General features: G+C 27.0%; 10 protein-coding genes. 8 read left to right on the top strand and 2 right to left on the bottom strand.

Annotated features, from left to right (window positions below):
• Positions 1-389: 389 nt before the first annotated feature.
• Positions 390-3,131 (top strand): class I SAM-dependent DNA methyltransferase, encoded by a 2,742-nt coding sequence (locus PZA12_RS16030; RefSeq protein WP_103698359.1) that lies wholly within the window; start codon positions 390-392, stop codon positions 3,129-3,131.
• 362 nt (positions 3,132-3,493) lie between these two features.
• Here the strand turns inward: PZA12_RS16030 and PZA12_RS16025 are convergent, their stop codons facing one another.
• Positions 3,494-4,300, bottom strand: a complete 807-nt coding sequence (locus tag PZA12_RS16025; protein ID WP_103698358.1) for a hypothetical protein — start codon at positions 4,298-4,300, stop codon at positions 3,494-3,496.
• Between the two features lie 29 nt (positions 4,301-4,329).
• Positions 4,330-4,605: a hypothetical protein gene (locus PZA12_RS16020; RefSeq protein WP_103698357.1), complete on the bottom strand. Its 276-nt coding sequence runs from the start codon at positions 4,603-4,605 to the stop codon at positions 4,330-4,332.
• Between the two features lie 1,025 nt (positions 4,606-5,630).
• Here PZA12_RS16020 and PZA12_RS16015 point away from each other — a divergent pair.
• From PZA12_RS16015 to PZA12_RS15985, 7 genes are all read left to right on the top strand, one after another.
• On the top strand, positions 5,631-6,428 hold the full coding sequence (locus PZA12_RS16015; protein WP_103698356.1) for a hypothetical protein: 798 nt from the start codon (positions 5,631-5,633) through the stop codon (positions 6,426-6,428).
• Between the two features lie 227 nt (positions 6,429-6,655).
• On the top strand, positions 6,656-8,026 hold the full coding sequence (locus PZA12_RS16010) for a hypothetical protein (RefSeq protein WP_206490945.1): 1,371 nt from the start codon (positions 6,656-6,658) through the stop codon (positions 8,024-8,026).
• A 44-nt stretch (positions 8,027-8,070) separates the two neighbouring features.
• On the top strand, positions 8,071-8,277 hold the full coding sequence (locus PZA12_RS16005; RefSeq protein ID WP_103698353.1) for a hypothetical protein: 207 nt from the start codon (positions 8,071-8,073) through the stop codon (positions 8,275-8,277).
• Positions 8,278-8,438: 161 nt separating this feature from the next.
• Positions 8,439-10,097 carry a GTPase gene (locus PZA12_RS16000; RefSeq protein ID WP_103698352.1) on the top strand — a complete coding sequence of 553 codons (1,659 nt, stop codon included), beginning with the start codon at positions 8,439-8,441 and terminating at the stop codon, positions 10,095-10,097.
• Between the two features lie 21 nt (positions 10,098-10,118).
• Positions 10,119-11,861: a dynamin family protein gene (locus tag PZA12_RS15995; protein WP_103698351.1), complete on the top strand. Its 1,743-nt coding sequence runs from the start codon at positions 10,119-10,121 to the stop codon at positions 11,859-11,861.
• 15 nt (positions 11,862-11,876) lie between these two features.
• The gene (locus tag PZA12_RS15990) at positions 11,877-13,508 is read left to right on the top strand and encodes a GTPase (protein WP_103698350.1); all 1,632 of its coding nucleotides are present in this window, start codon (positions 11,877-11,879) and stop codon (positions 13,506-13,508) included.
• A 397-nt stretch (positions 13,509-13,905) separates the two neighbouring features.
• Entirely contained in the window at positions 13,906-14,295 is a 390-nt protein-coding gene (locus PZA12_RS15985) for a YkvA family protein (RefSeq protein WP_017212365.1), read from the top strand.
• Positions 14,296-14,847 lie beyond the last annotated feature (552 nt).

Here is a 14,847-nt window from a genome sequence, read left to right as displayed (position 1 = left end):
TTCCAAGTACAAGTTGGTTGATTAAAGTATTGTCTCGGCAAAAATAAAGTGGAATAATAATTGCCTATTATCCTCATAAGTACAGATATTACTTAATTTAAGAAGTAATCGGAAGAATTAAAATTTTGGAAGTTAAATATCCCTAATTAGGATATCTAGGGTAATACTTGTGAGTTTACGAACGACTTGCAAATAGCTTAATTGATTAACCGCAAGTAACTAAAGTAATTCTCAAAGAATAAACCTCTATGGTTGTGTAAACTATAGAGGTTTATTTTTATTCTCACAAAGCTATTTTCATGAATATATATACCAGTTAATTACATATTAGTAATTAAGACTTATTTATTATAAATGAAGGTCAAAGCATTTTTGAGGGGGAGCAATGAGTGTCTATTTCATTTAATGAGATGAAAGAGAAGGCTATTCAATTTGCAAGAGAGTGGAAATTAGAAAGTAATGAAAAGGCAGAGGCACAAAGTTTTTGGAATGATTTTTTTCAGGTATTTGGTATTTCAAGAAGAAGAGTTGCAGCATTTGAAAAGTTTGTAGCAACAGAGAATGGAAATGGCTTTATCGATTTGTTTTGGAAGGGGAAATTAATAGTTGAGCATAAATCAAAGGGCAAAAACTTAGATACAGCTTATTCCCAAGCACTAAAGTATTTTTCAGGATTAAAAGAAAATGAGTTGCCTAAATATATAATTGTATCAGATTTTGAAAACTTCAAGTTATATGATTTAGATGAAAGTAAAGAATACGAATTTAAGCTAAATGAATTATATACAAAACTGCATTTATTTAATTTTATAAGTGATTACGATTCAATTAATATTAAAGAAGAAGATCCGGTGAATATTGATGCAGGAACTGAAATTGGTAAACTACATGATGCATTAATGAATAATGGTTATACAGGTCATAATCTGGGAGTACTGCTAGTAAGATTATTATTTTGTTTCTTTGCGGATGATACAGAAATATGGACAAAAGGAGCGTTTGAACATTATATAGTGAATAATACAAAGGAAGATGGTTCAGATTTAGGTGCTCAATTAAATAGTATTTTCGATATATTAAATACAGATAATGAGTTTAGGCAAAAAAATATAAACCCTAATTTAGATAAGTTGGTGTATATAAATGGTGGGTTATTTAGAGACAGATTACCTACAGCCTTTTTTGATTCAAGTACAAGAAAAATTTTAATAGATTGCTGTAGACTTAATTGGAGTGGTATTTCACCAGTAGTTTTTGGTTCAATATTTCAAAACTCTATGGATAAAGAGAAGAGACAAAGTTTAGGAGCCCATTATACAGCTGAAAAGGATATATTTAAAGTTCTAAATCCATTGTTTTTAGATGATTTATATGAGAGGTTCGAGAAGAGTGGAAGTGATCAAAATTTATTAAAAAGATTACTCATAGATATATCACAAATTAAAATATTAGATCCTGCATGTGGTTGTGGTGACTTCTTAGTTTTAGCTTATAGAGAATTAAGAAGATTGCAATTAGAAATAATTAAGAAAATTAATAGCATTAAAGGATTTGTTCAATTGCAGGATATAAATGTTATAGGATTACTAAATATTTTAGATGTTGATTCGATGTATGGATTTGAAATTGATGAATTATCGTCACTAATTGCAAAAGTGGCATTATGGATGTCTGATCATCAAATGAATATGGAACTATCAAAAGAACTTGGAAGATATTATGCAAGAATCCCATTGAAGAAAGCAGCAAATATATTTAATACTAATGCATTACAGATTGATTGGAAAGATTGCGTAAAACCGGATTATATAAGCTATATAGTAGGAAATCCACCTTTTATATCGAAGCAAGATAGAAATAAAGAGCAGGAAAAAGACATGAATCTGGTCTTTGAAAAAATAAAGAAACATGGGGTTCTTGATTATGTAAGTGCGTGGTATAAAAAGGCAGCAGATTATATTGAGGATACAAATATAGAAGTAGCATTCGTATCTACAAATTCCATTATTCAAGGAGAGCAAATTGAACCTCTTTGGAGCTATTTATTTAACAAAAACATTGTTATTAATTTTGCTCATAGATCATTTAAATGGAAAAATGGATTAAGTTATAATGCAGTAGTTTTTGTAGTTATTATATGTTTTTCAAAGAAGCCAAGAAGTAAAAAGTATATATATGATTACACTGATGTCTCATCCGAACCTCTGAGAATAAAAGCAAAAAATATAAATTGCTATTTAGTAGATGGTGAAAATTTAATAGTTAAAGGGACATTAGATAGATTAGATGTAGAGAATACACCATATGCAGCAATGGGAAATATGCCAAATGATAATAAGAGTCTTATATTAACAAAAGAAGAAAAGGATTTTTTTAATCAAGCTTACCCAGAGTATGGAGAAAAAATTATAAGAAGATTGATAAGTGCAAAAGAAATGATAAATGGAAGGTTTAGATGGTGCTTATGGATAAATGATGAAAATACACATCTTATAAATAAAATAGAATTCATAAGAAAAAGAGTTACGAATGTAAAGAAATATAGAGAAGCAAGTAGTAGAGAGGCAACAAGGAAATTATCAGAGATTCCTTATGCCTTTGGAGAGATAAGACAACCTAATAGGAATTATATATGTATACCACGACACTCATCTGAAAGAAGGAAGTATATTCCTATGTCATTATTCAGTGAAGCGGATATAGTACATGATTCTTGTATAGCTATTCATAGTAACGAACTTTATGTAATGGGAATACTTATGTCATCTATGCATATGGCATGGGTTAAAAGGATTGGTGGAAGAATAAAGGGAGATTACAGATACTCAGTTCAACTATGTTATAATACCTTTCCTTTTTGCAAACTAACAAACAAAAATAAATGTGATATAAGAGAAGTTGTTACGAAGATACTATCGATTAGAGATGAAAATAAATATAGAACATTATCTGAACTCTACGATCCAATTTCAATGCCTAAAAAGCTTCTTAAAGCACATAATGAGTTGGACAAGCTTATAGAAAAATTTTATTCAAATAAAGTATTAGATAATGATGATAAGAGGGTAGGCGTTCTTTTAGAATGTTACAAAGAATCATTGATTAATAATGCTTCAAAAGTACAGAAGTAGTAACAAACATTCATATGTACAAAGACACATGATGCATAAATGTTTCCGCGCACAAATTATCCAATTAAAATATCAAATAAAACAAGATTAAACCTTAATAATTATGACGATGTTGTTTTATTTTAAAGTATATTATAGCAAGGAAAAACAGATAAAATCAAACACTTCAGGGAATAATTTAATAAAGCAATTGAGAACACATATCTTATTATTCAATAAGATGCGTGTTCTTTGTTTAGATTAAAAGAATAAAAACTAGAAGTACCATTAGAGTTAAATTCCATATGAAAATTTATATGCTGATTAAATGAATAATTATCTTGAAGCTAATATGATGAATAATATTTTGAGTTTCTTGAATATTAATCGTTATAATAATCATCATATTTAGAACAATCAGACCATACACCACATTTATAAACATTTAACTTTTCGTCAAAGGAAAAGTCATCCCAAGGTTCCCACTCTTTACATATAAAGCAGTAAGCAAGGGGTTGAATATCTATGCAGTTATTGGTAATTGATAGAGAATCAAGTTGTTTATCTGTTAATTTAGATTTATATTGATTAAAACTTTCATAGTAAATTTTTTTTATGGCATGAGCTTGTCTTAATGTCTTTACATATAGCTTATCTATAGAGCAACCAAGTTCAGTACTGTTTTTGGAGTAAATACAAGAATAATGCAGATTTTCATAAGAAACACTTTTCATCTTCTCATGAAAGCATTTTAATATAATGCTATATATTTCATTTCCAACAATACTAAGTAAGTCATCCCAATAAATTATTACTGCACGTCTTAATTGTAATTTTCTTTCCATAAATATGTTGTGAATTTTATCATATAGTTTATCTAAGCTTTTAAGTTCAGTATAGATTTGTCCTTTATAAAAAAGTCCTTCATCATCTCCAAACATATCTGCAATGTAAGAAGTACTAAGATCATTCACTTCATTCTCTAATTCAAATCTATCATCAATATCATTAATACCAGATATTCTTGAGTCAATATCATTTATACTTTCAATAAGATTAAAGTATTCAGATGAATAGGCTTCATCTATTAAAGAATTTGGAATGCACCTTATGCTACAGTATTTTTTATTATTAGATCCAATTAAAGGCTTATTTTTAAATTTATTTTTGCAATGAGTACATGTATACATCTCTTTTACCTCTTTTCTATTTTGGGGGATTAATCAATAAATCTAGGTGAACGACTAAGTTGTTCTAATATAAATAAAACTAATCTTGGGTCACCCTCTTCAAGTTGAAATTCTTTCTGCACTTCCTTCATTGCTTCGGCATACACTTGTCGTTCAACTAAATAATCACTAGGATTTTCAGGTACAAAACCAAAAAGTTTTTTTAGTAAGTGATCGTGAGCTTCATAGATATATCTTCTATCATTATTAAAGTTTTCAATGTCTTCTTTAGATATATCAGAGATTTCAGATTCAGTATATTTCATGATATATTCTCCTTTTTATAATTATATTTTATTTCTTTTCTCTTTACATATAGAGAATACAAAGGGATTTTAAATTTGTGTACGGAATTATGTTATAGAACCTAAGCAACAATCTAAGATTTTGTAGCTATTTAGGATGAGATTTAATAGAAGTAATAATTTTGAAGGTGAAAATTACCCACAATATCTATTATTAAAGTTTGAATCTAGTAATTAATCTCTATAAAATTTCTTATACTCTAAGAAGTAATAAAAATGTAAAAATGAACCCCAATAGTTACTCAAACTATAGAGGTTATTTTTTTTACCACTAGCAAATTTTTAATACTAGACCAAGATTATTATTCTTAAATTTTAAGTATTAACATTACAGTAGTGTAGAGCAAAGAATAAATGAAAATATGAATATTCCAAATATCTCTCCAATGAAAGAAGAAAATCCGAAATATGTAACAGCGAACATTTTGTGATACACCTTATAAATTATAATTGTAAGTACTATTGCTAGAATAAGATTCATGGTAAAGGCCTCCTTTTATTGATTTGTATATATTTTTAAATTTATAGGATTAAATAAATCATTGTTTAAAGTTCCAGTTTTAGTTTCAATTAATATTCACCTCTTTGAAATTTCTATAATTAATTTATCTGATGTTTGACCACTGTAATACTATCATTCCTTCAAGTGGAGTTAACAACAGCGCGACTCTAGACGGGGTACCTCTTGAGGGTACATTGTGACCCTTGTGGTTATAAGTTCAACCAAGATTCAGATGGGAAATTAAAATCCACCTAAGTAAAGTTTTACTTGATGTGTTTAGTCTACTTTTGAAGAAGAATAAAGTAAATCCACTTGAATTCTAAATTTTATAAAAAAATTAGAATTCAAGTTAATTGTTCAAACAATCATAAAATGCTAATCTTGTTTCAAGCTAATTTTTAAAGGAAAAACAAATAAAACTTCTAATATGAATTTAAGCTAAAGTTAAGAAATGAATGATTATATATGCAATGAGGTAATTAGAATGAATGAGATTGAGAAGATTTTTAAAGAAGCAATTGGTGAAGAACCAACATTCAGAAGTATAAAATTATTAGAGCCATCCACATTGGAAGATAAAATTATAAATTATAATACTAAGCTATATAAAATTATAAAAAGGAATAAAATAGAGTTTCATAATGAAGTGAAATTTATGCTTAATATAAAAAAGCAGATATCAAATAAAGAGTTATTGCCATTAGTAATTTGCTTTTTGTGTGATAAAAACTATATTAATAGACTTAAACATGAGGATATAAGTTCCATAGTAAAAGGGGATATAGCAGCATATGTGCTATTAAGAACAAATATTGAGAAATTTATTGAGAGACTTAAATATATACAAAAAAAAGAAATACTTAAAGATTCTTATGAATGTAAAATTATAAAGCCTTTTTATAATTTAGAGTCTTTGGTAGCCGCAACATATGAAAATTGCAACTGCATCCAAATTAGTAGAGATGGTTTTAAACATAAAGCTTTATATGATAATAGTGAAAAATATGTTAGATGCTTTATTTACGATAATCTCAAATTTAAAACTATAGATTATAAAATCTATATGAAAAAACTATCTATAGGAGATGAAGATGGATCTAAATATTTAATTGATATTACAAAAAAGTTGCTTAGGTTTAATGAAGAAGCTTTCATAAAAGAAGTTGAACACGTTAGAGAATTTTATAATTTACTAAAAAAAATTCTAAATGAAGAAGTGGATAAAGAATTTGAAATTATAGTAAGTAATTACTTATATAACATAGTTTCTGCGCACAAATGAGTTCTAAATTACTTATAAACTGAAACTTATTAGGTGGAGTTTTATACTCTAGATGAATTTAGTTGAACTTATATAATCAAGTGCTCTCACTCCGTGAGTGTATGGCTGTTATTTCTAACTTGAGTGAGGGAGGACAAGATGCCAGCCATCGGATAAAAATTGTAATTAATTTTTGTTGAGAGTTTTTTGTCAAAATGGTAGGATTTATATAGAATGAGGTGAAAATATTGGGAAAAAATCAAGAATTAATATATAATGATAATAAAAACAAATTAACTGATGCAGAATTATTAAATTTAAATGAGAGTGAGTTTTTGGATTATTTATGTAAGCAAGATGAAGAAAAGCCTAGTGATAATGAAATAATCCTTAATTATAATAAAGGAATTGAGGAATTGATACAGGAAATAAAAGATTTTCATGATAAACTAGCGGCTTTAGCTGAAAATAATAACATATCATTAAAGAATAAATTTAATTTTATTATAAATTTATTAAATACCGACAACAAGAAAGAATGCTTACCTTTGCTAGCTTGTTTTATATGTGACATGGATTATATTTTTAATTTGAAAAAGATAAGTATAAGAGAAAAAAGCAAAACAAACTTAGCAAGATATATAAGATTAAAAGAAAATATGAATGACTTTTTAGAAAAATTAAAATTTATAAGTAATCAGGAGAATTCTTATGAAAGTTTTATAAAACAGGTATTAAAAAAAGATGAAATAATTAAAGGTGAAGAACTTTCAAGTGAAAAGAAAGAGATTTTAAAGAAGCTATTTATAAAGTATGTAGACAGTGATATAGACGAAGAATATTTCGATGAAAATCTAGAACATATTCACAAATTCTCAACTTCAACAGAAGAAAGAAATTCTATATATTCTAATCTTATATTTAGAATTTTTACAAAGTTTAAAAGTAAATTATCAACAGAAAGATTAATTATAACAAATAAAAACCTTTTGAATTATAAGGGGTATAAGATTGATGAGGATAATTATAAAAATTTCAAAACAAATGAAAATTATATAAGAATGTTTTTTGATTTATGCAATGAATTCTGTGAGGAAAAAGATCTTAAATTAAATTTATTTATATTTGAGAAATGTACTAACTTAGGTAAATGGTATTGGCTTCAAGATAATGAAAATACCGATTTTTGTTATAGCTATGAGTCACTTTTTGATACAAGTTATAGTAAATATAATACAGTTTTTCATGAAGACTCAATATATTATGAAAGTGAACAATCTTATAGAGGAATAAGGTACGTTGAAGAAAAGAATGGGAGAAAAGTAGAAAAAGAAATTACTGAGGATGAATATATAGATGGTTTTATTGAAAAACATTTAGAGGAAGTAATGAAGGATCCAAGAGATTACTTAAATGAATATATTAAAGGAAGAAGAAAAGCTGAATTGTATGTAGAAAAGAGTGCGCAGGAAATAATGAAATATGTTGATGAAGACTTTCACAAAGATTTTTATTTTATAAGACATTTTAACTGGTGCATGGAATGTGCTTTTAGGCAAATAAGTGATTGGAAGGTTCAGGAGGACATTGTAGATTTTATGAAATATGTGGAGATTTAATCGAATTTGAGTTGTACTAACATTAAAAGATATGGAGGATAAAAATGTACGAGATAAATATTAATTCTAAAATGATGAAGAAATGTGCCTTTTGTAGGAACTGGTATGATCCAACTAATTCAGCCATCAACCCTAAGACTCCAAACCTTGGAATCTGGCAATATGATGCAAATGTTAGGAAGAAGTGCTTACTAAAAAATACTAATCAAAATGGTGGGGAGTTTTGTAGTAAGTTTGAAATCAAGTTGTGAGCTTATTAGGAGTAAAATAAATTATTTAGAAAAGATATAAAAGCTTTACTTTTTATCAAGTTAGATCTAATAAGAAAATTGAATACTTGTAGAATTAAGAAATATTAGTACTATAAAAAATAATAGATTTAGTTATAAGTAAAAGAAAAAGGAGTTGCTCTATGAAAAACATATGCGAAAAGTTATATCAGATTGAAAATGTCGATAAAAAAGTAGTTAAACAGGTTGAAGATAAGATAAAGCAGTTAATAGAGGAAGAGAGTCGAATTAATATTGACAGTAAGATAAAAATATCTTGTGTAGGTATATACAATGCTGGGAAAAGTACATTATTAAATACAATTGTAGGAAAACAAATATTTAAAGAAGGGGATATACCAACCACTAGTACGGTGGATAGCTATGAAACAGAGGATGCAATATATTATGATACACCAGGATTAAATGCAAATAATAGAGATAACAAAAGTGCTTATAATGGGTATAAAGAATCTGATGTTATTTTATTTGTATCTAATATTCAAAGTGGTGGATTAAGTTCTGCTGAAGCACACTTCCTTAAACAAATTAAAAATATAATGGGAACTAATGATATTTTGAAGGATAACATAATATTTTTACTTTCAAATAAGCATAGAGTAGATGAAGAAAAAATTGAAAAAGTAGTGCAACAGTATAAAAAAAATATTAAAGAAGTATTAGATATAGAAATTGATCAAATATATACTTACGATGCAATTACATATCAAAATGGTATTGATACAAATGAGCAGTTGCTTATTGAGGCTAGTGGATTTATACAGATTAATAAAGTATTAAATGAGCTAATAAAATCTAAGAATAAAAATATCATTGATTCAAGAGAAGAACGCTTAAAGATAAAAAGAAATGAGGCCCAAAATGCTGTTGATAATATGATTTTACAAATTAAGAACGATATAGACAAGTTAAGAAATGAAGCAAATGATAATTACAGAAAAATTAATCAAATTGAGATATTGCAAGAAAACTATAACAATAACATAAAAGAATTTATAAATAATTTAGTAGCTTCAAACGAAGCACCTAGAAAAGCATATATTAGTTTTGAATACATTTCTTCTATATATGATAAGAAATCAAGATATGAAGTTGAATCTTATATAAAGTCCAAGGTAGAATCTAGATATAACAAGAGAGAATCTATGGTAAGAAGAGAAGTTAGTGATTTAGTTGATTATTACATAGAATACCTCGAATACAAGGAAAAAGAAGGGAATTACTATTATGATAGAAATTTGAGAGCAACAAAACTTATTCTTGATTATGCCTCTAAATTAAAGGAGTTTGGAATAAAATTAAATTCATATTTAGTTCAGGAAATACAAGCTATACCAAAAGATACTAAAGATATTGTATCAGAAATGAGCTCCAATTTAGCTGATGATGTCGTTAGATATGGTCAATATTATTCAGTTAGTTATTATACTGGACTTGTAGATATTGATGAATCAGAAGATTATAGTAGAAAAGGTATTTTTGGAGGAACAAAGTATAAGTATTCAGCATGGAATTTATATGCAGCCATAGATGAAATGCAGAAGGATATCAATGGTACTTTAAACAGTAATATAAATTGGGTATGGGGAAAAATTAAAAATGTTATAGATAAGTATAACGAAGAAGTTAAGTATCAATTGAAAAGTAGGACCTTGGAATTTAATAAGATTATGGATGAGCATAAAAAAATGTTACGTACCGATGAAAAATTATTAATAGCAAATATAAATGATGCTGTAAAATCACTAAGTTCATATGTAAATATTCCAGAAAGTTTATAAAATAGTGAGAGTGATAACGAAATGATGATAGAAAAAACATTTGATGATTTCTACAAAAGTATACACAAAGCTAATAAGTGTCTTTTGAATAGTAAAATATTAATTGAAGAAAAGCAAGAAGCAATTCAATCAGCTGTAGATATTCTTAAAGGACAAGCCGTAATTGAAAAAATAGATAAAGAAGAACATCTAAGTATTATTAAGCAGATGTGCCATAAACAAATAAATGAGTACAAGAAAACTATAGAGCAATGGATAAAAGAAGTTAACAGATATGTGCAAGGGAAAAAATTTGTTAATCAGTTTGAGAAAAGTGTTTTGCTAATAGTTTTTGGGGATGTTAAAGCTGGGAAAAGTGCATTGGGCAATTTTGTTTCAGGTTATTATTTAGAAGAAACTGAATTTGAAAAATTAAATTCTAAACCTCAGTTTTATGTTTATGATCATAGTAAAAAATATAATAATTCAATAGGTGAAAAAATACTGGGATCAGATCATTTTGAGGAGGATGAAATTGAAGCTACATCATCTATTCAGTATTTTACACTACTGAATGGATTAACATGGGTTGATACTCCAGGTATTCACTCACTAACTACTGAAAATCAAGAACTCGCAAATGAATATATAAAATATGCAGATTTAATTTTATTTGTAACTCCATCTAATAATCCATGTAAACAAGATGAAAACCAGGAAATAGACAAATTAATAAAGCTGGATAAACCTCTTTTAGTTACTATAACAAAATCAGATGATCAAGTATTAGGTGTAGTTAACGGGAAAATGGCTAAAATACTTAAGGCTAAATCAATGCAAAATAGAAAACAACAAGAAGATTTTGTTGCAAAGACAATAAGTGAAATGGGTAATGGAAGTATTTTAAGTAAAAATAAATATGTAAGTATATCCACAAAATTGGCTAAACAAGCATTAGAAATAAAAGATGAAGAAATGTTTAAAGAAAGTAATTTTCCATCTTTTTATGAGCAGATTAGCGATGTTATTTCTGAAAGGGCATTAGAGTTAAAAATGAAGCGCCCAAAAGATGAATTGAATTTTGTCATACATGAGCTGATAAATGGTGTGGAAGATAGAAAAATTTGTGGAATAATTCAGATGGAACAAAATATTCGATTAATTCTTAATGAAATAGAAAAGCAAAAATATACGCTTGATAAAATAAAAATTGAAATAATTAATGAAGTTAAAGCACAGTTGATAACAGATATTCATGAAATCATGTATAAAGCAAAAATAGATGGTAGAATAACAGATAATATCTATATTATGAATATAATTTCAGAGAAAATACATGAATGTATTGGGAAACTTGTAGCACAAAAGATATCAGATATTTTAACGGACTTTAGAAATTATGCAGTGCAATCACATAAAATATATACTAATATTGGCTATGAGAAAAAATATGAGACTTTTGAATATCCAATATATGATACTAAGACTGTTCGCAGAGATCCAAAAGGAATAATTGAACATTTTGAAAGTTGGATATTTGATAAAGAATTCACACAAACAAAAGTTATTAATAGAATTGCAAGTAAACAAATAGCAATGGGAGATAACTATAATGAAGTTGTTCAAAAGACTTGGAGTGAATTGGAAGGACAAGTTTGTGAAATTATTGATTTAGAAGTTAATCGTGTAAAGAATGAGTATTTCAAGGAAATTCAAGATACATTTGAAAATATGTTAAGTACACTTACACAATTAAATAATAAATTAACAAAATTAAAATTCTAGAAAGGAGAAATTAATATGTCAATTGACTTAAAAGACTATAAACATCAAGTGAAAAATATTAAAAATAAGGCTATAGAGATATTTAAAGACTATAATAAGTGTGGATTTATAGAAGTTTTTCAGATAGAGGTTGAAAAACAGTTGGAAAAATATAATCCATCAATAATGTTTTATGGAGTTTACAACGCTGGAAAAAGTAGTATTATAAATGCATTAGTTGGTGAAGAAATTGCTAAAGTAGGAGATATTCCTACTACAGCTACAATTCAATCAATAAACTGGAATGGATTCACATTAGTTGATACTCCAGGTATTGTAGCAAATGATGAGCATACTGAAATTGCAGAGCAAGAAATAAAAAGAAATGATGTAATTTTATTTGTAGTTGATGATATAGGAACTTTTGAAAATGTTGCAGTTTCAACAGCAATTGTTAAAATTATTAATACAGGCAAGCCAATTATAGTAGTTGTTAATCAAAAAGAAGCAAGTATAGAAGGCGCTTACTCAAATAAAATAAGTAAAAAAGTTATTCCAAAGATTATTGAAAATATAAAGAAATCAGCAGAACGTCAAGAGTATATAGGAGATCCTCTAAAGGCAGAAAATTTTTGTCAAATTGTGAGTGTGAATGCATTTAGTGCATATACAGCTAGAACACAATATGGAAAGGAATCCGACGAATTTAAAATTCTAATGCATTCTAGTGAGATAGAGTGTTTGGTAAGTATAATACAAGAACAATTAGCAAAGTCAGATGGAATTAATATATTAAAGCCTTGTATATCAATAATAAGAAATTATATTGAGCAGGGTATAGGTATTTTAGAAAATGAATTAATTGCTGAAGTAGATAAGTTATACTTCAAGTTATTAAAAGAAATAGAACAAAAAAAGAGTAATTTATATAGAAATATAACTTCTTTGGGTAGAAATGAAATCCATTCTTATGGTGATCAAATTTATGGTCGGATTATGAAAGGTGAAAATATAGATGAGTTGGCGACAATTTTAAAAAATAAATTATTAGAAATAATAAGGAATCAATTTGAAAATGCGAATATGCAATTGGAGAATACTTCTGATATTTATAAAATGCAGTTCGATGAAAAAATTAATTATAATATATTAGATATGGAAAAAATTAAGTTTGAAATTCCAGAATTAGAAGAAGCTGAAGAGTCTCAAATTTGGGATGTTTTAAAGAAGCTTCCACCAATACAAACTTCTTCCCTTAAGATTCCAACAGCAAATTTAATACCAGTTATTTCAAGTTATAAAATATGGATACCTATTATAAGTGAAATAATAAATCTTTTGAGTTATAAAAAGAAAAGAGAAGAAGAACAGAGATTGTTACAAGAGAAAATAGATGAACATAATGCTCAAGTTCAAAATGCAATAAATGAAAAAATTTCAGCTATTATTGAGGTTAATAATAAAATAAGAACAGAGATAATGAAATTAGAAAACTCTTTTGTTGATACTACAGAGTTACTAGTAGATTCTTCATTTTCTAAAGTGGCCGATGGTATAAAAAATAATTTTAATGTAAAAAAACAAGAAAATAATAAATTAGAACAAGATATTCAATCATTAAAAACATTGCTCCATGAAATTGATGTTATAGAAATTAGGTTTAATTAGCTTAAGATTAAGGAGCAAGATTGTTACAAATATTTTTCTGATAAATAGATTATAACTCTCTGTATACTCATCATAGAAAAGATCAGCGGAGCTGCAAATTAATTTTTGTATATTTTTAGGTTGTTCTTCTTTAGAATTTAGACATCACGAAAGGAATTGATATAATTACAATTATAATTGGAATCGTGTTTCTGTTATTTTATATAGTAGTTCCAATAAGAAATAAAATAGGATTATTCATAAAAAAGCACTCAAATACCTGTACGCATAGAAGAGAGATATAATAGCAGAGCCAATAGAATATGCTCAGAATTGTCCTTGCTTTAGGAGTTTTAACGAATAGGCACGGCTTAACTGATAATACAAGTATAGATTAATATTAATATAGGAGGAAGTTATGGAGAAAAAAGAAGAATTAAATGAATATTCAGAGGGGTCATTTTTTGACAAAATAATCAATGTAGCACAAAAAGCAGGAATAAATGTGATTTATGCAGGACTACTTTTATTTTACACTTTACAAAAACCTTTAACACCAGGATGGGCAAAGGCGACAATAATTAGTGCGTTAACATATTTTATTTCACCATTGGATGCAATTCCGGATTTAACACCAGTGGTTGGCTATACAGATGACTTAGGTGCACTAGCCTTAGCAATTGGAGCAGTAGCTATGTTTATTGACGAAGAGGTAAAACAAAAGGCAAGAAATAAGTTGAAAGATTGGTTTGGAGAATATGATGAAAGTTTATTAGATGATGTAGATAATAGAGTAAATAAAAATTAGATAAATTATTTATATGAAGAGAAATTATAACTGAATACCACTGGTGTAGAATAAAAACACTATATTTAGTAATGGATAAAAAATGCAATATATAAAGTTATGATTTATTAGTATAAGAACCCTATCTAATTATAGGAACTTTTATCAACTCAACATTAAAGAAGGTGGGAATCCATTAAAAGATTCCTACCTTCTTTATATTCAAATACATTTCATAAGAAAGTTAATATCCTCTAACAAATGTAATAAGGAAAACCTAAAACATTTCATGTATATTTAGACAATCAGAGTAGCTATATACCTTCTTGGATTTTTATTCTAAAAATAATTTCTCACAACCTCTTTTTTGCGATATTACGAATGAATCTCCGCTTTAGAATTTTTGACTAACAGTTTTTGCAGGCATATGTTTGTAGATTATTAGTAGTCAGATTTAAGAAAAGCAAAAGAGCCTTTAGCAAAGCATCTAATCACAAACTTATAAAAAACTTATTAACATAATAAAGCCATGAATTCATCTATTTAAATAAAGGTAATAAACATCTAATTTTA

The sequence above is a fragment of the Clostridium beijerinckii genome, assembly GCF_036699995.1.
Taxonomy (GTDB): domain Bacteria; phylum Bacillota; class Clostridia; order Clostridiales; family Clostridiaceae; genus Clostridium; species Clostridium helianthi.
The sequence above is the reverse complement of the archived record's forward strand: the minus strand, read 5'-3'. Positions and strand labels throughout refer to the sequence as shown.

Excerpts from the sequence above, each read along its gene's own strand:
- PZA12_RS15985 (WP_017212365.1), top strand. The coding sequence starts at position 13,906 with ATGGAGAAAAAAGAAGAATTAAATGAATATTCAGAGGGGTCATTTTTT.
- PZA12_RS15995 (WP_103698351.1), top strand. The coding sequence starts at position 10,119 with ATGATGATAGAAAAAACATTTGATGATTTCTACAAAAGTATACACAAA.
- PZA12_RS16015 (WP_103698356.1), top strand. The coding sequence starts at position 5,631 with ATGAATGAGATTGAGAAGATTTTTAAAGAAGCAATTGGTGAAGAACCA.
- PZA12_RS16005 (WP_103698353.1), top strand. The coding sequence starts at position 8,071 with ATGTACGAGATAAATATTAATTCTAAAATGATGAAGAAATGTGCCTTT.
- PZA12_RS16025 (WP_103698358.1), bottom strand. The coding sequence starts at position 4,300 with ATGTATACATGTACTCATTGCAAAAATAAATTTAAAAATAAGCCTTTA.
- PZA12_RS16000 (WP_103698352.1), top strand. The coding sequence starts at position 8,439 with ATGAAAAACATATGCGAAAAGTTATATCAGATTGAAAATGTCGATAAA.
- PZA12_RS15990 (WP_103698350.1), top strand. The coding sequence starts at position 11,877 with ATGTCAATTGACTTAAAAGACTATAAACATCAAGTGAAAAATATTAAA.
- PZA12_RS16020 (WP_103698357.1), bottom strand. The coding sequence starts at position 4,605 with ATGAAATATACTGAATCTGAAATCTCTGATATATCTAAAGAAGACATT.